At 69.0% G+C, this 24,731-nt stretch carries 16 protein-coding genes; 12 read left to right on the plus strand and 4 right to left on the minus strand.

Going from position 1 to position 24,731, the window contains the following annotated elements:
• The first annotated feature begins 5 nt into the window (after positions 1-5).
• From prsT to IAI58_RS13675, 3 genes are all read left to right on the plus strand, one after another.
• The gene (prsT, locus tag IAI58_RS13665; RefSeq protein WP_207450137.1) at positions 6-2,837 is read left to right on the plus strand and encodes an XrtA/PEP-CTERM system TPR-repeat protein PrsT; all 2,832 of its coding nucleotides are present in this window, start codon (positions 6-8) and stop codon (positions 2,835-2,837) included.
• 146 nt (positions 2,838-2,983) lie between these two features.
• Positions 2,984-4,225: a glycosyltransferase family 4 protein gene (locus IAI58_RS13670; RefSeq protein ID WP_237182631.1), complete on the plus strand. Its 1,242-nt coding sequence runs from the start codon at positions 2,984-2,986 to the stop codon at positions 4,223-4,225.
• The gene (locus tag IAI58_RS13675; protein WP_207450135.1) at positions 4,222-6,300 is read left to right on the plus strand and encodes a hypothetical protein; all 2,079 of its coding nucleotides are present in this window, start codon (positions 4,222-4,224) and stop codon (positions 6,298-6,300) included. Before IAI58_RS13670 ends, IAI58_RS13675 begins: the two co-directional genes overlap by 4 nt.
• 83 nt (positions 6,301-6,383) lie before the next feature.
• On the opposite strand, the gene IAI58_RS13680 is transcribed toward IAI58_RS13675, so the two are convergent.
• Positions 6,384-7,385 (minus strand): glycosyltransferase family 2 protein, encoded by a 1,002-nt coding sequence (locus tag IAI58_RS13680; protein ID WP_207450128.1) that lies wholly within the window; start codon positions 7,383-7,385, stop codon positions 6,384-6,386.
• A 190-nt stretch (positions 7,386-7,575) separates the two neighbouring features.
• The gene (locus IAI58_RS13685; protein WP_207450126.1) at positions 7,576-8,565 is read right to left on the minus strand and encodes a glycosyltransferase family 2 protein; all 990 of its coding nucleotides are present in this window, start codon (positions 8,563-8,565) and stop codon (positions 7,576-7,578) included.
• 269 nt (positions 8,566-8,834) lie between these two features.
• Between IAI58_RS13685 and IAI58_RS13690 the strand changes: the two genes are divergently transcribed.
• The 3 genes from IAI58_RS13690 to IAI58_RS13700 all read left to right on the plus strand — a co-directional run bounded on the left by IAI58_RS13690 (position 8,835) and on the right by IAI58_RS13700 (position 13,498).
• A complete protein-coding gene (locus IAI58_RS13690) occupies positions 8,835-9,806 on the plus strand; it encodes an NAD-dependent epimerase/dehydratase family protein (protein ID WP_207450124.1) in 972 nt (323 codons plus the stop codon).
• Between the two features lie 206 nt (positions 9,807-10,012).
• Positions 10,013-11,935, plus strand: coding sequence for an asparagine synthase (glutamine-hydrolyzing) (asnB, locus tag IAI58_RS13695; protein ID WP_207450122.1), 1,923 nt, complete (start codon positions 10,013-10,015; stop codon positions 11,933-11,935).
• A 3-nt stretch (positions 11,936-11,938) separates the two neighbouring features.
• Complete coding sequence (locus IAI58_RS13700; RefSeq protein WP_207450120.1) at positions 11,939-13,498, plus strand: oligosaccharide flippase family protein; 1,560 nt, start codon at positions 11,939-11,941, stop codon at positions 13,496-13,498.
• 140 nt (positions 13,499-13,638) lie between these two features.
• On the opposite strand, the gene IAI58_RS13705 is transcribed toward IAI58_RS13700, so the two are convergent.
• Positions 13,639-14,688 (minus strand): GNAT family N-acetyltransferase, encoded by a 1,050-nt coding sequence (locus tag IAI58_RS13705; protein WP_207450118.1) that lies wholly within the window; start codon positions 14,686-14,688, stop codon positions 13,639-13,641.
• Between the two features lie 65 nt (positions 14,689-14,753).
• On the opposite strand from IAI58_RS13705, the gene IAI58_RS13710 reads away from it, so the two are divergent.
• The 5 genes from IAI58_RS13710 to IAI58_RS13730 are packed head-to-tail and all read left to right on the plus strand — an operon-like array spanning position 14,754 to position 21,051.
• Positions 14,754-16,961 carry a glycosyltransferase gene (locus IAI58_RS13710; RefSeq protein WP_207450116.1) on the plus strand — a complete coding sequence of 736 codons (2,208 nt, stop codon included), beginning with the start codon at positions 14,754-14,756 and terminating at the stop codon, positions 16,959-16,961.
• A 2-nt stretch (positions 16,962-16,963) separates the two neighbouring features.
• Positions 16,964-17,707, plus strand: a complete 744-nt coding sequence (locus IAI58_RS13715; protein ID WP_207450114.1) for a YdcF family protein — start codon at positions 16,964-16,966, stop codon at positions 17,705-17,707.
• The gene (locus IAI58_RS13720) at positions 17,691-18,779 is read left to right on the plus strand and encodes a GNAT family N-acetyltransferase (protein ID WP_207450112.1); all 1,089 of its coding nucleotides are present in this window, start codon (positions 17,691-17,693) and stop codon (positions 18,777-18,779) included. Before IAI58_RS13715 ends, IAI58_RS13720 begins: the two co-directional genes overlap by 17 nt.
• Positions 18,776-19,945, plus strand: coding sequence for a glycosyltransferase family 4 protein (locus IAI58_RS13725; RefSeq protein WP_207450110.1), 1,170 nt, complete (start codon positions 18,776-18,778; stop codon positions 19,943-19,945). Before IAI58_RS13720 ends, IAI58_RS13725 begins: the two co-directional genes overlap by 4 nt.
• The gene (locus IAI58_RS13730; protein WP_207450108.1) at positions 19,942-21,051 is read left to right on the plus strand and encodes a glycosyltransferase family 4 protein; all 1,110 of its coding nucleotides are present in this window, start codon (positions 19,942-19,944) and stop codon (positions 21,049-21,051) included. Before IAI58_RS13725 ends, IAI58_RS13730 begins: the two co-directional genes overlap by 4 nt.
• Before the next feature lie 245 nt (positions 21,052-21,296).
• On the opposite strand, the gene IAI58_RS13735 is transcribed toward IAI58_RS13730, so the two are convergent.
• Complete coding sequence (locus tag IAI58_RS13735; RefSeq protein WP_207450106.1) at positions 21,297-21,716, minus strand: helix-turn-helix domain-containing protein; 420 nt, start codon at positions 21,714-21,716, stop codon at positions 21,297-21,299.
• Between the two features lie 1,355 nt (positions 21,717-23,071).
• Between IAI58_RS13735 and IAI58_RS13740 the strand changes: the two genes are divergently transcribed.
• Positions 23,072-24,655 (plus strand): hypothetical protein, encoded by a 1,584-nt coding sequence (locus IAI58_RS13740; RefSeq protein ID WP_207450104.1) that lies wholly within the window; start codon positions 23,072-23,074, stop codon positions 24,653-24,655.
• The last annotated feature ends 76 nt before the right edge of the window (positions 24,656-24,731 follow it).

Consider the following 24,731-nt stretch of genomic DNA (forward strand, 5'->3'; position numbering starts at 1 on the left):
CCGCCATGCGCCGATCGTCCCCCCGTCCTGTTACTTCGCGCCGCTTCGGCGCCCTGCCGTTCATGCTGCCCGTCCTTCTGTCCCTCTCCCTCGGTGCGCTGACCCCCATGCCTGTGCTGGCGGCCGGCGCCCAGGATCGGGCGGAGGCCGCGCAGGCAAAGGGCGACCTGCGGGCGGCGCATCTGGAATGGCGCAACGCGGCGCGTGACGAGCCGAACTCGGCCGCCACGCGCGCCGGGCTGGCCGCCGTCAGCCTGGAGCTGGGCGATGCCGAGATGGCGGAGCGGGAGGCCCGCGCCGCCCTGGCCAATGGATATGACCAGGTGGCCGGCACAGAGCTGCTGATGCGCGCCTACCTGATCTCCGGCCGTTTCGAGCAGCTGCTGCGTGACTTCCCGCAGCAGGAGACCCCCCCGGCGCTCGGTGCCCTGATCGCCGCCACGCGCGCCCGGGCCCAGTTGGCGCTGCGCCAGACCAGTGAGGCGGAAGCATCCCTGGAACTGGCGCGCCGCCTGGCGCCGGACATGCCCCAGGTCGGCACTGCAACGGCCGACATGGCTCTGGTGCGCGGTGACCGCGCAGCGGCGGAGGCTGCCGTGGATGCCGTGCTGGCGCGGAACCCGAACGACCCGGAGGCGCTGCTCCGCAAGGGCCGCCTGCAGTTCGAGCGGCGCGACGCCCAGGCGGCGGTGGCCACCTTCAGCAAGCTGCTCGAACAGCAGCCCGGCAACGTCATGGCGCTGCTGCGGCGGGCCGAGGCGTTGATGCAGATGCGCGAGGACGCGCGCGCCCGCGCTGATGTCGACGCCGCCCTGGCCGTGCTGCCGGGCAGCATGCCGGCCGTTTATCTGCGCGCCATGCTGCTGGTCCGCGCGGAGAACTGGGCCGCCGCGGATGCCGAGTTGCAGCGCCTGGGCCCGGCCCTGGCCAATTTCCCCGAGGGGTATCTGTTGCAGGCGGCCGCCAAGCGCGGCGTGGGCCAGAAGTCGCAGGCCGAGGATGCCGCCGGCCGCTATGTCGCCCGGCAGCCCGGCGATCCGCGCGGCGCCAAGATGCTGGCGGCGCTGATGCTGGAGGACAACCGCCCGCAGGAAGCGGCGGATGTGCTCTCCCGCCTCGCGGAGCGGGGCACCGCCGATGCCGCGTCACTGGACCTGCTGGGCCGGGTGCAGGCCCAGCTGAAGCGCCCGCGCGACGCTCTGGCGGCAATGCAGAAGGCCGCCGCCCTGGCACCCGATGACGCCGGGATCCAGAGCCGCCTTGCCGCGGCACGGCTGGCGGTCGGCGATACCGCCGGCACGGCCGATGCGGCCTCCCGAGCGCTGGAGCTGGGGGCCGATAATGCGGCCACGCGGCAGATGCTGGCCTATTCCTCCATCTTCCAGGGTGATCTCAGCGGCGCCGAGGCGCAGCTGGACAAGCTGCCGGCCGAGGCGCGGCAGAGCGAGGCCGGCCGCGTGCTGGAAGGGACGCTGGACACGATCCGCATGGACCTGCCCGCGGCGCGCGCTGCCTTCGAGGCCGCGCTGAAGCAGCAGCCGAATTCCACCCCCGCGCGCATGGGCCTCGCCCGCGTCGCGCGCCTGGAGAACAAGCCCGACGAGGCCATACGGCTGCTGGGTGAGATCCTGCGGCAGGATCCCGCCAATGCCGAGGCTCTGGCGCAGTTGTCCGCCGCGGCGCTGCAGGGTGCCCCGCGCGCCGCCGAGGCCCGCGCCACCCTGGAAGCCGTGCAGGCCGCCGCCCCGGGTGAGCAGCGCCTGGCTCTCGCCCTGAGCAGCCTGCTGCTGCGCTCCGGTGAACCGGCCAAGGCGGTGGCGGTGCTGGAGGCCGAGCCGCTGCGCGCCTCGAACAGCCTGCAGCTCCTCCTGGCCCGCTCCGAGGCGCATGCCGCCGCCGGCCAGTGGAAGGAAGCCGAGGAGGCGAGCCGCCAGGCCCTGGCCGCCGCGCCGGATTCCTCCGCCGCCCGCCGCCAGCTGGCCGGCCTGCTGATACGCGCCGGCGACCAGCGGGCCGCTGAATCGCTGATCCAGCAGGGGCTGCGGGAGAAGCCCGGCGATGCCGCCCTGCAGCAGACTCTGCTCGGCATGATGATGCAGTCCCAGGGCCTGGAAGCCGCCATGGCGGAAGCCGAGCGGATGGCGAAGCAGCCGAGCGCCCAGCCCGCCTCCCTGAGCCTGCCGGGGGACCTTCTGGTCGCCTCCAAGCGGATGGAGGACGCGGCGAAGGCCTATGCCGCCGCGGCGAAGACGGCGCCTTCCGCCCAGCTGGCGCTGCGTGAGGCTTCCAGCTGGCGGGCCGCGAACAAGCCGGCTGAGGCGGCCAATGTGCTGCGCGCCTGGCTCAAGCAGCAGCCGGAGGATGTCGAGGCGCTGCTGATGCTCTCGCAGCTGGATATTGAGGCCGGGCGGCTGGACGATGCCGAGCGTGGCCTTTTGAAGGCGGCGGAGAAGCGGCCCCAGGATGGCGTGATCCTGAACAACCTGGCCTGGGTGATGGGCCGCAACACCACGCCGGCCGGTGCGGCCAAGGCGCAGGAAGTCGCGGAACGCGCCTATTTCGTCGCCCCCAATGCGGAGACGGCGGATACGCTGGGCTGGATCCTGGCGCGCAACGGCAATGCGGCCCGTGCGGTGCCGCTGCTGCGCATGTCCTTCAATACGCCCGGCCGGGCGAAGGACCCCAGCGCGGCCTACCGCCTGGCCTATGCCCTGAACGCCACCGGCGCGAAGCAGGAGGCGCTGGATGTGCTGAGCCCGGCCCTGGCGGGCAACGCCACCTTCCCCGAGCGGGCGGAGGCGACGCGCCTGCTGGCCGAGCTGCGCGCCGCGCGTTGAGGAGGAATGCGGATGCGCGACGCCGCCTTCATCCCGAGCCGTCCCGGCCTGTGCGCCATGCGGCGGCAGTGCGCGGGCCGGCCAGGCATGGCCCTGGCGCTGCTCGCCCTTCGAGACGTTCGACACGGAGAACGGACGTGACGCAGATGATCACAGAGCTCCGGCCCATGCGGGCCGGTGGCAGCATGCCCGCGCAGCGGCCGCTGCGGCTGCTGACCTTCAGCACGCTCTATCCCAATGCCGCTCAGCCCAACCATGGCGTCTTCGTGGAGAACCGGCTGCGCCATCTCGTCGCCAGCGGCGAGGTCGAGAGCGTCGTCCTGGCGCCGGTGCCCTGGTTCCCCTCCTCGGCACCGCAGTTCGGCGCCTGGGCACGCTACGCCCGCATCCCCCGGAAGGAGCAGCGCCACGGCCTGATGGTGCATCATCCACGCTTCCTGGTGCCGCCGCGCCTGGGGATGCTGACGGGGCCGACCAGCCTCTACCACAGCGCCCGCCTCGCCATCCGGCGCCTGCTGGACCAGGGCGTGACCTTCGATGCCATCGATGCCCATTACCTCTATCCCGATGGCGTGGCCGCCGTGCGGCTGGGGCGGGAATTCGGCAAGCCCGTGGTGGTGACGGCCCGTGGTTCCGACACCAGCCAGCTGCCACAGTACCGCCTGCCGCGCCGCGCCATCCAGCAGGCCATCGCCCAGGCGGATGCGCTGATCGCCGTCAGCGAGGGTCTGAAGGAAGGGCTGGTGGAACTGGGCGCGCCGCCGGGCAAGGTGACGGTGCTGCGAAACGGCGTGGACCTCGAGACCTTCCGGCCGCCGGCTTCCCATGCCGCGGCGCGGGCGGCGCTGGGGATGGCGGAGGGCCCGGTGCTGCTCTCGGTAGGACACCTGATCGAGCGCAAGGGCCACCACCTCATCATCGCCGCCCTGCGGGAACTGCCGGGCCACCAGCTGGTGATCGTCGGCGAAGGGCCGGAGCGCGGCTTCCTGCAGGCCGAGGCAGAGCGCCTGGGCGTGGCGGACCGCGTGCGCTTCGCCGGTGCCCAGCCCCATGCCCGGCTGCCCTCCTATTACGGCGCCGTGGACGCGATGGTGCTGGCCTCCAGCCGCGAGGGCTGGGCCAATGTGCTGCTGGAAGCCATGGCCTGCGGCACGCCGGTCGTGGCCAGCCCCGCCTGGGGCAGCCGCGAGGCCGTGCGCGCGCCCGAAGCCGGGCTGGTGATCGATGAGCGGACGCCCGAGGCCATCGCCGATGGTGTCCGCCGCCTGCTGGCGAAGCCGCCGGCCAGGGAGGCCACGCGCGCCTATGCCGAGGCCTTTGGCTGGGACGAGACGACGGCCGGGCAACTGTCGCTGTTCCGGCGCGTCCTTGGCCAGGTGGCGGCATGATGCGCGCCCCGTTCGTCATTGGCCGTCGCGAGGCGATCATGGGCCTCGTCGGGATGAGCATCATGCCGGGATACGCTTCCGCGGCCCGGCTGTCGCCGCCCTGCCCCACCGCGCCAGGCGACATCACGGGACTGACGCTGGAAGGCACCGGTAACCCCGCAGGCGCCGTGGCCGTCTTCGGCCAGGTCTTCCGCCCCGGGCACCTGCCGGCGGGAAGCGGCCTGCGGGCCCGGCTGGCGAATGGCCAGCCCCTGCCGGTGCAGCTTGATATCCGCAGCCAGCACCCCGACGGCTCGGTGCGCTTCGCGCTGGTCAGCCTGGCGGCGCCGGCCCTGGCCGCAGGCCAGTCGGCAAAGGTGGTGCTCTCCGCTGGCCCGACCCCGGCGGCAGGCGGCATGCCGCAGGCCAATGGCCGCCAGGCGGCGGTGGAGATCATCGGCCCGGGTGGAGAGACATGGCGCATGGAGCTGCTGCCCCGCGCCTTTACCGGCCGCCTCTGGCAGGCGGGGCCGCTGGCGGTGCAGGGACGCGTCGAGGCACCGGTGCCGCCCGGCGCCGCCGGCGGTGTCACCTCGCTGCGACTGGTGGCGGACCTGGCGCTCCATGCCGATGGTGCGCTGCGGCTGGATGCCTGGTTCCGCAATGACACGGCCATGCAGCCGGGCGGCGGCACGGCGCGGTATACCGCGCGCCTGGTGCTGGATGGGAAGGAGGCCGCGCGCTTCGATATCCCTCGCCAGTGGCAATATACCGGCTGGGGACGGCTTTTTGTCTCCCGCCCCGGTGGCCCCCCGCCCTGGGTGCGGCATGATGCCGGCTACCTGACCGATGCCGGCGCTGTGGCGCGCTACAACCTCCGGACGGGCGTCGATGATTCCGTCATCGCCGGGCTAGCCGCCGCCATGGCCAGCCCCGGCTGGCAGGCGCCGCTGAGCGCGCGCCAGATCACGCAGGACATGCGGCAGACCGGCGGCCGTGCCGATATCGGCCCCGCCACCATGTCCCAGGCAGCCTGGCTGATCACCTCCGACCGCCGCGCCGCCGCCTATGCCATCGGCCAGGCCGAGGCCGCGGGCGCCGTTCCCTGGCACTTGTGGGATCCCCAGGGAGGAGACGGGCGCGGTGGCTGGCTGGATGCCAAGCGCTGGCCCCGGCTCTGGACGGACGGGCGTGGAGGCCCGCCGCCAGGGGGGCTGGCGCAGCCTGTTTCCGAGGAAAGCGGCTGGATCCCGGACGCCGCGCATCAGCCCGATCTCTGCTTCGTCCCCTATGTGCTGACCGGCCGCCGCGCCTTTCTGGACGGGTTGCAGGCGCAGGCCAGCTGGTGCGTGGTGTCGCAATGGACAGGGGTGCGCGGCACGCCGGACCGCCCAGGCCCGGGCGAGGGCTTCAACATCGTCCGCTCCAACCAGGTGCGCGGCGCCGCATGGTCGCTGCGGCAACTCAGCAATGCCGCCTGGATCACGGGGCAGGACGATCCCAACAGCCCCTATCTGCGTACCTGCGCCGACGGCAACTGGGCCTGGGTGAGGAGCCGCATCCCCGGCTGGACCGCCGAGCAGGGCGAGTTGCATGGCTGCATCCCTGGTGCCTATGGCGCGCCCGGCACCCTGCCGCCCTGGCAGCAGGATTACTTCGCCTCGACCGCCGCCGCCGCCGCCCGGCGTGGCGACGCCGATGCGATGGCCGTGCTGCGCTGGATGAGCAACTTCCTTGTCGGCCGCTTCCTATCCGCCGAGAAGGGCTTCAACCCGCGTGACGGCGTCGCCTACCTGATCGCCGCCGACCCCGGCGCGGGCGAGGCGCGGCCGCTGCGGAGTTGGGCGGAAACCGGCAACGCCATGCGCGCGAAAGGCCTTTCCAATGAAAACGGCTGGAGCAAGTCCGAGGGCGTCTATGGGCAGCTCGCGCTGCAATCCCTGGCGGCGCTGGTGGAACTGACCGGCACGGCGGAGGCGCAGCGGGCCTATGCCTGGCTTTCCGCCTCGGGCGCGCCGTTCACGCGCCCGCAGGATTTCCGCAGGGACCCTCTCTTCAGCATCGTGCCGAACCGCACCCCCACCTGCGGCGCCTAGGGCGGTTTTCGTCCGCCCCTGGCTTTTACTTTGACGAGCATCGCCACCCGATCAGGTGATTGTCACCTGATCGGGTGTTGTTCTTAGCGGACCAGCCGCCGCGTGGCCGCTGCCAGCGAACCGAGCGAAAGCAGCGTGGCGCCGGCCGGTCCCCGCAGGGATGCCGGCCATGCGGCCAGGCCGGCCTTGACGCGCAGCGGCAAAGGCCGGCCGCTGCGCGGCAGCATGGCCGCGATCTCCCGCACCGCCGAGAAATCCTGGCGAACGAAAGCCGTATCCAGCGCCTGCATCCGCCGCTTGGCGATGCTGGCCCGGACCGCTGATTCATAGGGGCGCAGCGAGGGGCGCGTGGCCAGCACCCGCTCCAGGATCTTCGCGTCGCCCAGGTTCATCGCCTGCACATCGGCCGAGTGATTGCCGGCATGTTTGCGGATGCCCACCAGCGGCTGCTGCAGAATGCCGAAAGGCGCATGTTCAGCCAGCCGCAAGGCCGTGGCGAAGTCGCAGCCGACCAGACGGCTGACCGATGTATCCCAGCCGCCGATCCCCAGCAGGAAGCGCCGGTCCGCCATCATGGCGGACGGAAAGAAGGGTTGGAAATCCAGCAGCCGCCGCACGATCGGCATATCGAAGACCGACATCGGTGGCCCGAGGCTGCGAAGCCCGTCCCAGAATCCCGCCGGCGCCTGGGCGAATTTGCGCGTCTGCTCCCAGACCCCGTCACGGATGATGACGAAGTCGCTGAAAGCCACGCGCAGATGCGGCTCCTCCCGCCACATGCCGGCCATGGTCGCCAGGAATCCCGGCCGCCAGAGGTCGTCACTGTCACAGAAGGCGACCAAGTCGCCCTTCGCGACCGCCAGCCCTTCATTCCGGGCGACAAGATCGCCGGAATTGGCGATACGCAGCACCCGGACCCGCGGTTCGTAGCGCGCCAGTACCGCCGGGGTATCGTCGGTGGAACCGTCATCCACCACGATCACTTCCGCCGGACGCAGCGTCTGAGCCAGAATGGCGTCCAGCGTGGCTGGCAGCAGTTCGGCACGGTTGTAGGTGGGCACCACCACGCTGATGCTGGAATTCATGGGAGCCATCACTCCATCGGAGATTTGACGCGGCGGATCCGCAGGTCCGCCATCCTGAAATCACGCTGCTGCAACGGCGCCGTCCGCGCCTCGGTGGCGACTGGGGCGTAGCTTCCCGGCCGCCGGCAGATGCCAGGCGATGCACCGATCGCATGCAGGCGCCGCCGCAGCCTGGCGAGGCCGGCCGTCATCATGGGCCGGTCCCCACCTGGAACTGTTCGGAGCCGCTGTAGCGCGCGCCATCCGCCACGGCGCGGCCAGGACCTTGCGCCCAGATGCGGAGAAAGACAGCCAGGTCACGCAGCTCGCGCGGGTCGGTGGCATAGGCCGCCAGCGCGAAACCCAGGGCATGAAGGCGCCGGCCGGCCAGAAGGTTGTTCAGCGCCAGCCCCTTCCGGGCGCTATAGGCCGCCCAACGTAATTCGCGCCGGAAGCCGCGCAGCAGCGGGTCTGCGGCGGCAAGACGATGCATGCGTACCGAATGCCCCGCCAGCCGGGCGGTGGAGCCGGTCAGCCCCCCTTCCCCCCGCCGCCAGCCATAGACCATGCGCGGCTGGTAATGCAGAGGCGCAAGCACCGACAGCTTCGCCATTGCCAGGAAATCCTCGTAATAGGTCAGCCCCTCGGCGAAGCCGCCTGCCCGCAGCAGCAGGCTGCGCCGCACCAGCATGGCGCCCAGGTGCATGCAGAAATCCGCGATGAAGGCCCGTGTCAGCGCCGGCCCATCCAGGCGGACGGCACGACCGTGCGCCGTCTTGCCGAGGCGCGTGCTCAGGACCGGCGCGGCCTGCCAGGGGCCGTCCCCGGTCATGAAGCCATGTGCACCGCCGATCCATGCGGCATCGGGATATTCCGCCAATACGGCCTCGGCTTCAGCCATGCGGTCCGGTGCCCAGAGGTCGTCGGCATCCAGGAACCCGATCCATTCCCCGCGTGCGAGCGCGATGCCGTGGTTGCGCGCGGAAGCCGGGCCGCCATTCTCCGGCAGCCGCTCCAGCACCACGCGCGGGTCTGATTCACGCAACTCCTGACAGGCGGCAATGGTGGCGCTGTCATGCGATGCGTCATCGACCAGGATCAGTTCCCGCACCGCCGGCGCATTCTCCAGCACCGAGCGCGCGGCGCGGCGGAGCAGCTCGGGCGGGGTGTTGAACACGGGACAGACAACACTGACGTCCATTCAGTATCCCTCTCCAGGCGCATGTCCTGACGCATGGCAGGTATGAATCCAACTGATCATCCCCGCGGCATCCTATTCCGGCATCACAAGAGTAGAAGTAAAATTTTCCGACAGCATCGTTTTTTTCATTATGATGTAAAAGATTTACGTGGAATTCAACATCTGAACTGAAAATGTAAAATATGGGTTCTCAAATTTTTACACTTCATGGCTAGCCAGTATTTGGCTACCATTCAAGCACGGCAACAGTGTCGGAAGGTCTTACGAACATGGCGACCATCCTGGTTACCGGAGGTTGCGGGTTCATCGGTTCCCACCTCTGCGCCGCGCTTCGCGCGCGCGGGGATCGCGTTCGGGTGCTGGATGATCTCTCCACCGGTCATGAAGCAAATCTTGTCCCCGGCGCCTCGCTGCTGATTGGCGACGTCTCGAATGCTGAGACCGTGCGGCAGGCGGTGGCTGGTGTGGACGCCGTTTTTCATCTGGCGGCCGTCGCCTCGGTCGAGCGCGGCGTGCAGGACTGGTACGGCACGCATCGCATCAATCTCTCCGGCACCATCGCTGTGCTGGATGCGGCGCGGCACAGCGGCATTCCTGTCGTCTATGCCTCCTCCGCCGCCGTGTACGGGGATGCGGATGCGCTGCCGCTGCATGAGGGCACGCAGCCACGTCCGCTTTCCGCCTATGGCGCGGACAAGCTGGGCTGCGAGCAGCATGCGCGCGTCGCCGGCCACACCCACGGCGTGCCGACCGCGGGGCTGCGCTTCTTCAACGTGTACGGGCCCCGGCAGGACCCGAACTCACCCTATTCCGGCGTGATCTCGATCTTCTGCGACCGCATTTCCCAGGGCCAGTCGGTACAGGTCTTCGGGGACGGGCTGCAGACCCGCGATTTCGTCTATGTCGGCGATGTCGTGCGGATGCTGCTCGCGGCGCTGCCGGCCGCCTCGGTCTCGGCGCCGGTCTTCAATGTCTGCAGCGGCCAGCCGACCTCGGTGCTGGACCTGGCGTCGCTGGTGGCGGAGCTCTGCGGCGTCCCGCTGGACGTGCAGCACCGTCCGTCCCGCTCCAGCGAGATCCGGCATTCCCTTGGCCAACCTGCCCTGGCGCGGGAGAAGCTGATGACCACCGCTTCCGTCTCTCTCCGGGATGGGCTGGCGGAGACACTGGCCTGGCTTTCCGCAGGGCGCCCCGGCCTGTCGGAGCAGGCCGGTCCCTTCCGGGCCATCAGAGCAGCATAGCCCGGAGCAGGAAGATGATAACGAGCCATGCCACAACCGAACAGATGACGATCAGCAGAGCGGCGGCCGGCCACGGCCATCGCCGCTCCGGCGGCCGCTTCGCAGCCGGTTTGGCAGGCTCATGAGGCTCCATCCGTCGTTCCTTCCCCCGGAACTGATTTGCGCCGCGCGCCCGGCGCGAATCAGCTCAGCAGGATAATCCCGACATGTGCGGCCTGGCAGGGCTTTTCTCATTTAATCGTGAAACAAACCCCGACGCGGCATTGCTGCGCCGGATGACTGACGCCATGCGGCACCGCGGGCCGGATGGCGAGGGCTTCCATATCGAGCCCGGACTTGCGCTCGGCCACCGCCGGCTGGCGATCGTGGATCTCGCCGGCGGTGCCCAGCCCATGGCCAGCGCCGATGGCGAGGTCGTCATTTCCTTCAATGGCGAGATCTACAACCACGAGGAACTTCGGCAGGAACTCGAGGCCGCCGGCCACCGCTTCCGCACCCGCTCGGACACCGAGGCCATTCTGCATGCCTGGCAGGCCTGGGGCATGGGCTGCCTGGAGCGCCTGAACGGCATGTTCGCCTTCGCGCTCTGGGACCGCCGCAGCGGCGAGCTGCTGCTGGCGCGCGATCGCCTGGGCGAGAAGCCGCTGCATTACGCGCAGCTCCCCGATGGCAGCGTCGCCTTCGCCTCCGAATTGTCCGGCATGCTCGCACTGCCCGCGCTGTCCCGCCGGCTGGACCCGGTGGCGGTCGATGACTTCCTGGCGCTGGGCTATGTGCCGGACCCCGACACCATTTACGCCGGCATCCGCCGCCTGCCCGCCGGGCATGCGCTGCTGCTGCGCCGGCAGGGCCTGCCGCTGCTGCCGCAGCCGCGCCGCTACTGGCAGCCCCCCACCACCACGCAGGACCGCCCGCGCGATGCGGCTGCGGAACTGACGGCGCGGCTGGAGACCTCAGTCCGGCTGCGGCTGATGTCGGATGTGCCGCTGGGCAGCTTCCTCTCCGGCGGTGTCGATTCCAGCGCCATCACCGCCCTTGCGGCACGGCTGGCGCACCCGCTGCAGACCTTCACCATCGGCTTCCCTGGCGCGGGCGACGAACGCCCCGCCGCCGCCGCGCTGGCGGCGCGGCTGGGCACCACCCATCTGGCCGAAGCCTCGACCCCCGATTATCTCGCCGCCGCGCGGGAACAGGCGCTGATCTTCGGCGAGCCTTTCGGCGACCATTCCTCCGTCCCCACCCTGGCCGTCTGCAAGCTCGCGCGGCGGCATGTGACCGTGGCGCTCTCCGGCGACGGCGGCGACGAGGTCTTCGCCGGCTACCGCCGCTATCGCTGGCACCAGCTGGCGGAGGCGGTGCGTGCCTATGTGCCGGCACGCGCGCGGCGGCAGGTGCTGGGCGGGCTGGCGCGGATCTACCCGAAGCTGGACACGGCGCCGCGCTGGCTGCGCGCCAAGCACACCCTGACGGAAATCAGCCTCGACAGCGCGACAGGCTATTACCGCACCGTCTGCCGCATCCATCAGGAACAGCGCCGCGCCCTGCTCTCCCCCGCCCTGCGGGCGCAAGTGGAGGGGCATGACCCCGGCACCCGTTTCGCGGAGTACATGGCGGAATGCGACCCGGATGAGACGCTGCTGCAGGCGCAATATGCCGACCTGCACACCTATCTGCCCGGCGACATCCTGACCAAGGTGGACCGCACCAGCATGGCCGTCTCGCTGGAGGTGCGTCCGCCGCTGCTGGACCATACGCTGGTGGAATGGGGCATGGCCCTGCCGCCGTCGCTGAAGCTGCACCGCGGACAGGGCAAGCAGGTGCTGCGGCAGGCCATGGCTTCCCACCTGCCGGACAGCATCCTGCGGGGGCCGAAGCAGGGCTTCGCCACCTCCATCGGCACCCATCTTCGGGACCAGGCCGACGCGGTGCGCGCCCGGCTGCTGGGTGCACCGATGCTGGACTCCGGCCTGTTCGATCCGACCGCGCTGGCGGCCATGGTGGATCGTCATGCCTCTGGCCGGCATGAGCACGGCCAGGCGCTCTGGAACCTCCTGGTGCTGGAGGGTTTCCTGGCGGCAGGGGACGGTGCGGCGGCATCGCCGCTTCTGCACGGGGCTATCGGGACTTAACAGATGTCGATTTCGGACGGAGCGGCGCCGCAGAACGCGACGCCGGGCAGTTTGCTGGGCCGCACCATGCGCGGTGCGGGCTGGGTCGTGGCTTGGCGGATGGTAACGCGCATCCTGGGGCTGGCCAGCACGCTGGTGCTGGTGCGGCTTCTGGCGCCCGAGGATTTCGGCCTGGTGGCGCTGGCCACCACCTTCGCGATCGCGCTGGACATCTGCCTCTCCATCGGGGTGGAGGATCAGCTCGTCCGCACCCCCAACCCGCGCCCGGAACTCTATAATACCGCCTTCACGCTCAACCTGATCCGCTCCCTGCTGGTGGCGTTGGTGGTGGCCGTGGCGGCCGAGCCGGCCTCACGCTTCTTCTCCGACGCGCGGCTGGAGCCGGTGCTGCTGGCCATCGCCTTTTCCGCCGGCGCCGCGGGCCTGACGAATGTCGGCGCGGTGGAGTTCCGCCGGCACCTGGCCTTCGAGAAGGAATTCCAGCTGCAGCTGATGCCGCGCCTCCTCGGCATCGCCGTGACCATCGGCAGCGCGCTGGTGCTGCATAGTCACTGGGCGCTGGTGCTGGGGATCGTGGTGAACCGCGCCGGGCTGGTGGTGATGAGCTATGTGCTGCACCCCTTCCGCCCCCGCCTCGCCCTCTCCGCCTGGCGGGAGCTGGCGGGCGTCTCGGCCTGGAGCTGGGCGATCAGCGTCACCACCGTCTTCCGGGACCGCATGGACAACCTGGTGATCGGCCGCACCCTGGCGCCGGTCGATGTCGGTATCTTCGCGGTGGGCATGGAAGTGGCGATCCTGCCGACGACCGAGGTGGTGGACCCCATCTGCCGCGCCTGCATGCCCAGCTTCGCGGCCTCTCTCCGCAACGGGGACATGGAGGAAGTGGCCGATGCCTATCTACGTATCGTCGCGGTCATTGCGCTGCTGACCCTGCCGGCAGGCATGGGCATCTCCCTGGTCTCCGGCGCCGTGGTGGCACTGGCCTTCGGGCAGGAATGGCTGCAGGCCGTGCCAGTGGTGGCGATCCTGGGCCTCGCCTGGACGATCACGCTGTTCGGCAATGTCAGCGGGGCGCTGCTCACGGCGCGCGCCATGCTGCGGACGCTGCTGGGCACCACCGCGACCTCCGCGCTGATCCGCATCCCGCTGATGCTGGCGGTCATCCCGTATTACGGGCTGACCGGCGCGGCCGCCGCCACCGCCGTCGTCATGCTGGCCGAGCACACGCTGCTGGTCGGCCTGGCGCTGCGGCTGCTGCGGCTGCGCGCCACCCGCCTGCTGGCACGTGTCGTCCGCCCCGTCCTGGCGACGGCGGTGATGGCGCTGGTGCTGTGGTCGGTCGGACTTGGCTGGGCGCCGCCGCCGGGCGATGCCGGCGCGGCTGTCATGCAGCTGCTCGCCGGGGTCGGCCTGGGCGTGGTCAGCTTTCTGGCGGCGCTGGGCGCGCTCTGGACGCTGGCTGGCTGTCCCGAGGGCGCCGAGAGCGACATGCTCCGGCTGATCCGCCGCGCCCTCAGCGGGTTGGCCGTCAGCCGCCGTCTGAGCGTCCTGCGCGGAGGCTGAGGATGCAGGCCCTGATGCAAGGCGTGGCGCCGATGGCGGCGATGAGCCGCCCCGAGCCGGCCGCCGTAGTCTTCCGCGGCACGGCCCCCTCGCCGGTCGGGCGCCATCACGCCCTGGCCGGCCACGACGTGCCGGCCTTGCTATTCCATCCGCTGCCGCCAGCGCCGCAACAGACGCGCGCCGAGGCCCAGCGGCGACCAGCGCGGCACCATCTCCGCCCAGAGCAGCGGCACCTCGTCATTGGCGAGGCTGCGCTTGTAGCGGTCGGCACCGGCGAGGAAGTCATAGACAGTATCGCCACGGGCCAGCGCCTGCTCAATGGCCAGAGCGTGGCAGGTCATGCCGGGCTTGCGGTGCAGGCCGGCCGTGGCATGGTCCAGCCCGCTCTGATAGGCCAGCACCTGACCACGCAGGCGGAAGTTGTAGAGGTAGCCGACCACCGCCTCCCCCGCCGTGACGCGCAGAAGGTCCACCTCCCCTCGCGGCAGCGCCTGGGCGATGAGCTGGCGATGGAAGCGCAGCAGGTAGGGCGAGGCGAAGGCACCCGGCCTGCCGCGTGCCTGCCAGCTCGTCTCGTGCAGACGGATCAGCCCTTCCAGCCATTCCAGCGCCTGCGGGACGGTTTCCGCCCGCCGCAGCACCACCGCGCCGTCCTCGGCGAATGCGCGGGCGGAACGGCGGAGCTGGTGGCGGGTATTGCTGCTGCGGGTCGCGAGATAGTCGCCCCCGGCGGCGCGGACGGCATCCAGCGACAGGCGCGGCGCCAGCCTCTGCTGCATCCGCAGCGGCACGCCACCGGCCGCCTGCACCAGCGCGGGCGGCACGCCGTTCAGCACCAGCCTGCGGGCGCCGGCGCCCCAGGCCGCCTGCAGCATGGCCTGCAGGGCGTCCGGCCCGGCAGCCGGGGCGAGCAGCGGTGCGTTGTGCTCGATGAAGGGTGCGTCAAGCGTGGCATCGCCGCTTTCGGCCAGATGCAACCGGCCGCCACGGCGGTTGAACAGCGCCAGCCCCACCAGATTGCCGCCGGCTTCGGCGCGCAGCAGCACGGGGTCGGTGTAGCGTTCCTCCGCCAGGCAACCCACCCAGCTCCAGGACTGGAAGAAGGACAACGAGGGCAGTTCCGCCTCAAGGGCGCGCCACTCCCCCTCGAGGTCGGTGAAACGGTGAAGCGGCGCGACACGAATCTGCACCTTGGGGAAGGTGTCGCGAAGCGGGACAAAAGAAAATGCCCAATTTTGGGGATGGAGTTCACAGGATGAGCAAGCGCCGCGTCCTGCATGTCTTGAAGTATTACCGTCCCACTTTCACTGGTGAGGGCGTTTTCCTCGAACGCTCCAGCGCGGTGATGCAGGAACTCGCGCCGGATGTGGAGCACGAGCTGGTGGTGACGCATACGCCGCGCCCGCCGCAGCCCGTCGCTGCCTGCTCCACCCTGCGGCGCGTCAGCTACATCACCGGCAGGCGGCTGGGCACATTGGCGCAGCACGCGGCGATGGCCTGGTGGTTCCTGCGGAACCTGCACCGCTACGACACCATCCATTTCCGCACGCATGCGGACTGGTATTTCCTGACCTATCTGCTGTCGGCCCTGGCGCGGCGGCGGCTCGTCCTCTCCGCCACGCTGGATGACAGCCTGCCCGTCCTGGTCGGCCATTACCGCCCGTCGCTGCGGCCGCTCGCGCTGCGTGCTTTCCGCATGTTCGACGCCTATGTCAGCATCAGCCCCAAGCTGTTCCAGGAGACCAGCAGCGTGGGCGTGGACCCGGCGCGCTGCCACCTCGTCTCCTGCGGCATCACGCTTCCGCCCACCCCGCCCGGCAGCCGGGCGGCGCTGCGCGCCTCGCTCGGTATTGGCGAGGATGACCCGGTCATGCTCTTCGTCGGCGGGCTCTGCGCGCGCAAGGACCCGCGCTTCCTGATCGATGCCATGCCCGCCATCCTGGCCCGCCACCCCAAGGCGAAGCTTCTGGTGGTCGGGCCGGAGCTGGAGAAGGACTATGTGGCGGCGATGCGGCAGGCCGCCGCCAATGCGGGGTTGGGCCACGCGGTCTTCTTCCTGGGCGAGCAGCTGAACCCCCACCCCTACTTCGCCGCCGCCGATATGCTGACCTTCCCCTCCCACCTGGAGGGCTTCGGCACCGTGGTGCCGGAGGCCATGGCGCACGGCCTGCCCGTGGTGGTGCGGCACCTGCCCGGCGTGAACGACGACTTCGTGCGGCATGGCGAGACCGGCTTTCTCTTCAACGATGCCGAGGGCTATCTGGACGCCGTCAACCGGCTGGCCGCGGACAAGGCACTGCGGCAGCGTATCGGCCGCGCCGCCAAGGCGCTCTCCACCGCGCGCTTCAGCATGCGGCAGGCGGCGGCGAGCTATCTCAGCATCTACGGCATGGGACCGGAGCCCCAGGCGGTGGCGGAGCCGGAAACGCAGTTGCGCTGCAGCGCCTCCATCATCGATCAGCGCTTCCATACCCCGGTTTCCATGGCGCACCAGGAGAAGCCGCTGCTGCTGACGACGGTGGATGCGGAAGAGGCCTTCGACTGGTCCCGCCCCTTCAGCCGCACGGCCTATGACGTCTCCTCCATGGCCAGTCAGCATCTGGCGCACCGCGTCTTCGAGCGCCACGGGGTGGTGCCGCTCTATCTCGCGGACTTCCCCGTCGCCTCGCAGGATGCCGGCCGGGCGCCTCTGCGGGAGTTGATGAAGGACGGGCTCTGCGATGTCGGCGCGCAGATGCATCCCTGGGTGACGCCGCCCTTCACTGAGGAAGTCGGGGAGCACAACAGCTATGCCGGCAATCTGCCGGTGGCGCTGGAACTGGAGAAGGCCCGCCGCCTGACCGATGCGCTGGGCGAGGCTTTCGGCATCAGGCCGCAGATCTACCGCACGGGCCGCTACGGTGTCGGGCCACGCACGGCGGATGTGCTGAAGTCGCTGGGATATGTGGCCGACAGCAGCCTCGCACCCTGCTGGCCCGCGCCCTCCCACCACGGCTTCCCTGAGGCCTGGGGCAGTGCTCCGGGGCCTTACTGGACGGATGCCGAGCGCACGCTGATGGAGATCCCGGTCTCCGCCGCCCTCGTCGGCCGTCTGGCGGGACGGTATGAGGGTAAGCTGGCGCCGCTGGTCTTCCGGCCGCTGCCCGGCGGCCTCCGGCTGGCCGGTGTCATGTCGCGCCTGGGCCTGCTGGAACGTATCCGCCTGACGCCGGAAGGCATGACCATCGATGAGGCGAAGCGGCTGGTGCGCCACATGCTCTCGCAGGGGCACCGGGTCTTCACCCTGACCTATCACTCGCCCTCCCTGGAGCCGGGCAACACGCCCTATGTCCGCAGCCTCGCGCAGCGGGACAGGTTCCTGGACTGGCTGGACGAGTTCTACACCTTCTTCCGTGAGGAAGTGGGCGGCCGCACCGCCACCTGGCGGGATGTCCGCTTCGGTAACGCGTCCGGGCCGGCGTGACGGTGCTGCAGCAACTGCTGACGGCGCTGGTGCTGCCGCCGCTGGGGCTGGTGCTGGCCTGCCTGGCGGGCGGATGGCTCGCCCATCGCGGCTGGCGCCGGGGCGGGCTGGCCACCGTGCTGGCGGCGCTGGGAATCACCCTGCTCTCCACCCCCGTCGTCGCCGGCTTGCTGCTGGCCTCGCTGGAGCGCGAGGTGGCGGTGTTTCCCCCGGCCAGCGCGGTGGATGGCGCGACACCGCAGGCCATCGTCATCCTCGGTGCCGAGCTGGCCGGTGGCCCGCGGAACGCGGATGTCGGGCCCATGACGCTGGAGCGCCTGCGTGCCGGCGCCGCGCTCGGGCGGCGCACCGGCCTGCCGGTCCTGGTCACGGGCGGCGTCCTCGTCCCCGATACGCCGCCGATCGCCGCCATGATGGCGCGGAGCCTGCGGGAGGATTTCGGCATCCAGCCCCGCTGGGTGGAGGAGCAGGCGCCGGATACCCGCGGCAATGCCGTCCACAGCGCCGACATGCTGCGGCAGGACGGTATCGGCACGGCCTATGTCGTCACCCATGCCTGGCACCTGCCGCGCGCCCTGGCCGCCTTCCGCCGCGCCGGCCTGCAACCGGTAGCGGCACCGGTTCGGCCTGCGCGGCATGTGGAGTGGGGATGGGCCAGCTGGCTTCCCCGCCCAGACCATCTGGCCGATAGCTGGTTCGCTCTGCGGGAATGGGCGGGAAGGATCGTCTATGCGCTTCGCGACTAACCACGCCGCGGAGCTGCTGCCGCTGCCGAAGCCCGGCTCCGGCCTGCCGGGCTGGTGCGATGCCGTGCTGGCGCCGCCGGGCCGGGGTGAATTCTTCAATACCCGCCTCTGGTATGACACCGTTCTGGCCGAGGCCCTGCCCGCCGGCACCACTCCCGTCCTGGCTGTCTGTGGCGAGAGGCGTGAACTGGTGCTGCCGCTGCTGCGCGACCCTTCCGGCGTGCTGCAAAGCCTCTCCACACCCTATAGCCTGACCTGGCAGCCGCTTTCCGCCCCTGGTGCCGCACTGACGGATGCCGGTGCGAGGCTGGGCCGCCTGCTGCGCCGCGAGCGCCCGGTGCGGCTGGATACGCTGGATGGCACGGCGCCGCAGATGCAGGAGATCCTCGCCGGGCTGAAAAGCGCCAGGCTGGTGCCCCTCCCCTTCGACCATTTCGGCAACTGGTGGCAACCGCTGGCGCCCGGTGGCTGGGAAGCCTATCTGGCGGAACGTCCCCCCGCGCTCCGCACCACCATCCAGCGCAAGCTGGCCCGCGCGGCACGGCAGGCACGTTACGAAGCCATCGCCGCCCCGGGGCCGGCACTGGAGGCCGGCATCGCGGCCTATGAGGCGGTGCGCGCGCAAAGCTGGAAGCCATGGGAGCCTTTTCCGCGGTTCGACGCCGCGCTGATGCGCGCCGCCGCCGCCGCCGGGCTGCTGCGCCTGGGCGTGCTGCGCGACCTCGACGGACGCCCGCTGGCGGCGCAATACTGGGTGCTCTCGGCCGGTGGCGCCTGCCTGCTGAAGCTCGCCCATGCCGAGGATGCCCGCGCCGCCTCCCCTGGAACGGTGCTGACCGCCCTGATGATCCGGCAACTGATCGAGCAGGACGGGGTGGACTTCCTGGATTTCGGGCGGGGCGATGACGCCTATAAACCACTTTGGGTCGGCCAGCGCCGGCAGCGCATCGGGTTGCTGCTGGCCAACCCGTTCAGCACCGCCGGCCTGCTGGCGCTGGCGCGACAAACCGTTGGCCGCGGCCGCAGGCAGGCCATGCAATGGATCGGACAGGCACGGAGACGGCAGGGATGAGAATTCTCTATAGCCACCGCATTCGCTCACGCGACGGACAGAGCGTGCATCTCGAAGCCATGGTCGCCGCGCTGCGGGCGGCCGGGCATGAGGTGCGTGTGGTCGGCCCGGCGGGTTTCGAGAATGCTGGCCTGGGCGGCGAAAGCCGGATGGTGAGCCTGCTGCGCCAGCGGCTGCCCGCATTCGTGGGGGAGTTGGCGGAGCTGGCTTACATTGTGCCGGCGACCTTACGCCTGCGCCGGGCCGCCGCCGAGTTCAAGCCCGACGTCATCTATGAACGCGCCAATCTCTTCCATCTGGCAGGCACGCTGGTGGCGGCGAGCCGTGGCATTCCGCTGCTGCTGGAGGTGAACGCCCCCCTGGCGGAAGAGCGCGCGCGCTTCGGCAAGCTTGGGCTGCGCGGCATTGCGGCGGCGCTGGAACGCCTGACCTGGCGCCGCGCCAGCCGGGTGCTGCCGGTGACGGAAGTGCTGGCCGACCATATCAAGGCCGCCGGCGTGCCGGCCTCACGGATCACCGTCGTGCCCAACGGCATCCATCCCGAGGATTTCGCCGAGGCCGCCGCGCCCGCCAGGGTGCCGGGGCAACTGGTTCTGGGCTTCGTGGGCTTCGTGCGGGAATGGCACGGGATGGACCGCGTGGTGCGTGCGCTGGCCACCTGGAAGGGCCAGCCCACGCTGGCTCTACAGGTTGTCGGGGACGGCCCGGCGCGCGCGGGTCTGGAAAAGCTGGCCGCGGAGCTGGGCATATCCGACCGCGTGCGCTTCACCGGCCTCGCCGCGCGTGAGGATGTGCCGCGCATGGTCAGCGGCTTCGACATCGCCTTGCAGCCGGCTTCGGTGGCTTATGCCTCGCCCCTGAAGGTATTCGAGTACATGGCGGCGGGCCGCGCCATCGTCGCCCCGGACCAGCCGAACCTGCGGGAGGTGCTGCGGCATGGTGAAACCGCGCTGCTCTTCGACCCCGCCAATCCTGATTCCCTGTGGCAGGCCATCGTGACCCTGGCCGAGGACCCGGCGCTGCGGCAGCGCCTGGGCGACGCGGCGCGGGAGGAGATCCGGCGGCGCGACCTGACCTGGGCCGGCAATGCCCGCCATGTCCTGGCCCTGGCGGCCGAGGAACTGGGCCGCCGCCATGGCGGCAAGCTGGCAGCGCCTGCCGAATGAACGCGCCGCTGCTGTTGCATGTCTTCCCGAGCTTCGGTGTGGGCGGGGCGCAGGTACGCTTCGCCGGGCTGGCCAACCGCTTCGGTGACCGCTGGCGCCACGCGGTGATCGCGCTGGACGGCAACGACGAATGCCTGGAGCGGATCGCACCCGGCGTCAGGTTGGAGATGCTGCCCTCCCCCATCCGGCGGGGCGAGGCCCTGCCGCGTGCCATGCTGAAGATCGGCACGATGCTGAGGCGGCTGCGGCCGGACCTGCTGGTGACCAGCAATTGGGGCAGCATCGAATTCGCGCTCGCGCGCCTAGCCATGCCCGGCTTGCCGCATCTGCATACCGAGGATGGCTTCGGCCCCGAGGAAAGCAATGGTCAGCTGCGGCGGCGGATACTAACGCGCCGCATCGCGCTCCGCCGCAGCACGGTGGTGCTGCCTTCCACGATTCTGCTGCGCGCTGCTCTGGAAACCTGGAAGCTGCCGGCAAGCCGCGTGCACCACATCCCCAACGGGCTGGACCTGGGCCGCTTCCAGCCGGATGGGCCGACCGATCCGATCTTTCCAGGCAGCACTCCGTTGATCGGCACCGTCGCCGCCCTGCGGCCGGAGAAGAACCTGGGCCGCATGCTACGCGCCTCGGCCCTGCTGAAGCAGGAAGGCCAGGAATTCCGGCTGGCGATCCTGGGCGATGGGCCGGAGCGTGGAAAGCTGGAGGCCCTGGTCCGGGAACTTGGCCTGTGCGAGGTGGTGCGCTTCATCGGCCATGTGCCCGACCCGGCCGCCGCCTATCGTGCCCTCGATCTCTTCGTGCTCTCCTCGGATACCGAGCAGATGCCTTTTTCGGTGCTGGAGGCTATGGCAACGGGGCTACCGGTCGCCACGACCGATGCCGGCGACATCCGCGCCATGCTGCCGGCCGAGAATCAGCCTTACATTGCCGGAAAGGACGACCAGGCGCTGGCCGATGTCATGCGCCCCCTGCTGCGCGATCCCGCGCTGCGCCGGCAGGCCGGTCAGGCCAATCGGGCCAAGGCCGAGCGTGACTATGACCAGGAAGCGATGTTCCAGGCCCATGCCGATCTGATCGACCGGACCCGCGCGGCAAGAACATAGCGCCGAGAGCCAGCGGCTGGTTCAGCCGCCGGCCAAATCATCTTGCTGCCGCATAAAACCTGAGGACCCCCGGCGACTTTCTGGGAGGCATTCAAGTCATTGCCGGGCTTCGCATGGCCAGCGGCGAGGTTCCGCGTGACATCAGGCCCGCAGGCCGCGGCGCGGCATCGTGCTCCCGCCATCACGGATGCCGCATTTCGCTACAGGCAGGGATGCCGGCAGCCACACCAGCATCCCTGGCTGTGTCAGATACCTTCTTCCGGCACACTGCGCTGCACCTGCGGAGAGGTCATCATGCGCGCAACGGCGACCAGGGCACTGCGGTGCCGCGGGTCGGCGATGCTGCCGAACATCTGGATCAGTTCCACAATCTCCTGGCTCGGGCTGCTCGGAAGCGCGAGGTTGTTGTTCTGCTCCACCGTCGTTTCCTGCGGCGATGAGGCCGCGGCCAGCAGCGTATCCGGCCGGACACCCAGTGCATTGGCGATGGCAATCAGCCGGCTGGCCGTAATGCGGGTCGAACCCGTCTCGTAACGGTGCAACTGCGCGCCCGTCACGCCGATCATGCTGGCCACCTGCTTCTGCGTCAGCCCGGCGGAACGGCGATACTGGCGGATCTCCCGCCCAACAGCGGAATCAGAAGTGGTCGGTCCGCGCTTCCTCACTTGAAAATCCTCATCATCTGGCTTTGGGTCATCGGGTATCCACCATGCTGCTTGGCGTGCGCAGCACGCCTGACGTCACAGTGGCTCACGTAAAGCGTGGAATTCATGCGGGGGCTGAAAAGCCGCGCTCTTCCACCGCTGTCTGGCATCACTAATTCATCTCCCTGTTCATGCAGCAGCCTAGTCCGCGAAGCCGAGGCTGAACGACGTCTAGGCCCTGTGAACCGCCTAATTAGGAAATGTGGAATAGAAAGTAAGGGCGGCGTTTGCGAATTAGCCGGTTTGCCGTCAGATCGTCTCACATTTGCATACATTGTATGGCGATTTGTGGTGCCTGCAGGAAAATAGATGTCTGCGCACAGCATATAAATTTACGATATGGGGAAATTGATATCCACACCAGACGACGTTCAACGCAACCCACGAGGCGAAATCAACGCGATCCTTTTACATCTAGAAGCACAAACTCGTATGAGTTCGTCCATTTCGCCAAGCTTAACTCAACATCCTTGTGGATGTTAGCGGTTTTTACTTTGGCTTAGGCATTACGTTTTGCACAAGTGATCGTGATAAGGCATTGCGAGAAATTCCACTCTTGCACAAGGCGCCATGTCCCAGCAGGCGCGAATCAAACAGCAATCGCCTGTAAGAAGCTTAAGCTTATCATTCCGCGCGGGATGTTTCTCTGGCGTCTAGCCGACGGGAATTTTGATCCTGCCTCAAGGTTGCAAGGGCGTTAGGGATGCGCGGCCAGAGAGGGCGGGGTTGAAGCTTCACCCTGACATTTCGGCCTCCATGAACGGCGGCGCCGATTACCTTCACCGAATTTTTAACTCCGTTAACTTTTTTTGCTTAATCCGCAGCATCACAACAAGATTTTCTTACTTAGCCGGAAATAAATAGCGGTCAACTTCCCGTGAAAATAATGCTAAGATAATTGAAGTTTCTGAACACGCCTAGGTAAACTAAGTTTCGCTCTGATCAAATAGCAGAGCATGTATTCATATGTTACGCTTGACCTTCAGTTGATACCGCTTGGCTACCCATTCAATTCAGGGGAATTCGAGTATGATTGCGGTCAAACAAAGACATTCCCTTGTTTGTTACAAAACTTACTTAGTCGATATTAAGTGGCTTGCCATGAGCCGGTATTTCCAAATTCCATCAGGCCATGAAGTGATGTGCAGATGATGGGGGCACGGTCCCCGCGAGCTGGCCTGCCCGCAGATCGTCATCACACCAGCCTGTCCCCAGCACGTAAGACCAGGACACGGCCGGCCTCCGCGCCGCAGGGCCATACCGACCTACCGGTAAATGTGACGCTGACGACGCTATCCCCCAGTATCGCCAGCGCCATGTTGAGCCGCGCCGATCCTCGGGCGAGGCCACAGGAAGACGTCATCGGCGCCTATGCGCGGGCCATGCGCGAGGGGTGCTGGGTGGTGAATGGCTCGTCCATCATCCTGTCCCGCAGCGGGCGCCTGCTTGATGGCGTTCAACGGCTTTCGGCCTGCGTGGCAACCGGCATCCCGCTGCTCACGTACTTGGCCGAGAACATCAGCGACGAGGCTTTCCACAGCATCGATCAGCACCGCCGGCGCAGCCTCGCCGGAGCGCTTAAATACCGCGGCTATGCACATCATCAGTTGCTGGCCAGCCTGCTGATCTGGCTGGAGCGCTACGACGAGCGCCGCATGACGGAGGAGCGCCAGCCCCCTGCCTGCTGGACGAAGCTGGACCGCATCCTGCGCGTGAGCCCCGCGCCCGTCGAGGCCGTGGCCGCCAGCCTCGCGCATCCGGGCCTGCCGCTTCCCGAACTCGTCCGCGCCATGCTCCTCTTCATGGGCCATCGCGCCGATACCGCCGCGACGGAACGGATGCTCGACGCCATGCTGCATCCGGAGCGCTATACCTGGGACGAGCCGGGCGTGCTGCTGCACGACCTGGCCGAGCGGGACCAGGGCAACGCTGAGATAAGGACGGTCTGGCTGATGGCGCTCGGCATCAAGGCGCTGAATGCCACGCGCAGGGGTGAGCGGTTGCGGCGGCTGTCCTGGTCCGAGCATCCGTCAGGGCGTCGCCCTGCGGAGCCCTTCCCGCTGATGGAGAATTATCCCGGACTACCCGAGGCAGCGCCCTCGCCCGAATTGCCGGTCTCTGGGACGAGCCTGTCCTGCCAGATAGAGACGATCGATGCGGAGGCGGCGTCACGCTACCTCTCCATGGGTCCGCTCCCCCGGCAGACCAGCGATGCCCATGTTCAGGCGCTGGCGGCCGATATGTCGCGTGGGCGCTGGATCACGAATGCACAGCCGATCTGCTTCTCGGCCGCCGGGCGGCTGCTCGATGGTCAGCATCGTCTGCTGGCCGTGGTGGCGGCCGGAACCACGATCGAGGCCCCGGTGGTGCATGGCCTGCCGGAAGACGCCTATACCACCTATGACGGGCACCAGAGGCGCAGCGCGGCCGCGGATGACCCGGAAAGCGGCTTTGGCGATCAGGCATTGGCCACCGCCATGGCCAATCTGCTCTGGCGGTATGAGCGGCGCACCGAAGGCGTCCAGTACAAACGAGCCAGCGCCACCGAGATCCGGGAGATCCTGACGCAGCATCCGCGGCTCGTGGCGCTACGCGGCTTTGCGCGGAAGATGGTGCAGTTCGGCCGCTCCTCCGTCATGGGTTACGGCGCCTATGTGATCGAGCGGGAGGACCCGCAGCTTGGCAGCATCTTCCTGAACGCGCTCGTCACCGGCGCCGATCTGGCGGCGGGGCACCCCATCCTGGTGCTGCGCAACAACCTGCAGCGGCTGCGGCGGGAGAAGGCTTCCCAGGCCGAGCAACTTTCAGCCCTGCTGGCAGGCTGGCGGCGCTACAAGCTGCATCCGGCATCGGCGCGGGACCGGCAACGGCTGGCGGAGCAGCGCGGCGAGGTTCGCTAAGGCAGGCCATGTCAGGCAGGCACAAAAAAGCACGGGGCGGTGAAAGGCCGCCCCGCGCTTTTTCTGGCCTTGGTCT

Origin of the sequence: Roseomonas marmotae (assembly GCF_017654485.1) — a bacterium.
In the GTDB taxonomy this organism is placed as follows: domain Bacteria; phylum Pseudomonadota; class Alphaproteobacteria; order Acetobacterales; family Acetobacteraceae; genus Pseudoroseomonas; species Pseudoroseomonas marmotae.

Excerpts from the sequence above, each read along its gene's own strand:
- prsT (WP_207450137.1), top strand. The coding sequence starts at position 6 with ATGCGCCGATCGTCCCCCCGTCCTGTTACTTCGCGCCGCTTCGGCGCC.
- IAI58_RS13670 (WP_237182631.1), top strand. The coding sequence starts at position 2,984 with ATGATCACAGAGCTCCGGCCCATGCGGGCCGGTGGCAGCATGCCCGCG.
- IAI58_RS13675 (WP_207450135.1), top strand. The coding sequence starts at position 4,222 with ATGATGCGCGCCCCGTTCGTCATTGGCCGTCGCGAGGCGATCATGGGC.
- IAI58_RS13680 (WP_207450128.1), bottom strand. The coding sequence starts at position 7,385 with ATGAATTCCAGCATCAGCGTGGTGGTGCCCACCTACAACCGTGCCGAA.
- IAI58_RS13685 (WP_207450126.1), bottom strand. The coding sequence starts at position 8,565 with ATGGACGTCAGTGTTGTCTGTCCCGTGTTCAACACCCCGCCCGAGCTG.
- IAI58_RS13690 (WP_207450124.1), top strand. The coding sequence starts at position 8,835 with ATGGCGACCATCCTGGTTACCGGAGGTTGCGGGTTCATCGGTTCCCAC.
- asnB (WP_207450122.1), top strand. The coding sequence starts at position 10,013 with ATGTGCGGCCTGGCAGGGCTTTTCTCATTTAATCGTGAAACAAACCCC.
- IAI58_RS13700 (WP_207450120.1), top strand. The coding sequence starts at position 11,939 with ATGTCGATTTCGGACGGAGCGGCGCCGCAGAACGCGACGCCGGGCAGT.
- IAI58_RS13710 (WP_207450116.1), top strand. The coding sequence starts at position 14,754 with ATGAGCAAGCGCCGCGTCCTGCATGTCTTGAAGTATTACCGTCCCACT.
- IAI58_RS13720 (WP_207450112.1), top strand. The coding sequence starts at position 17,691 with ATGCGCTTCGCGACTAACCACGCCGCGGAGCTGCTGCCGCTGCCGAAG.
- IAI58_RS13725 (WP_207450110.1), top strand. The coding sequence starts at position 18,776 with ATGAGAATTCTCTATAGCCACCGCATTCGCTCACGCGACGGACAGAGC.
- IAI58_RS13730 (WP_207450108.1), top strand. The coding sequence starts at position 19,942 with ATGAACGCGCCGCTGCTGTTGCATGTCTTCCCGAGCTTCGGTGTGGGC.
- IAI58_RS13740 (WP_207450104.1), top strand. The coding sequence starts at position 23,072 with ATGTTGAGCCGCGCCGATCCTCGGGCGAGGCCACAGGAAGACGTCATC.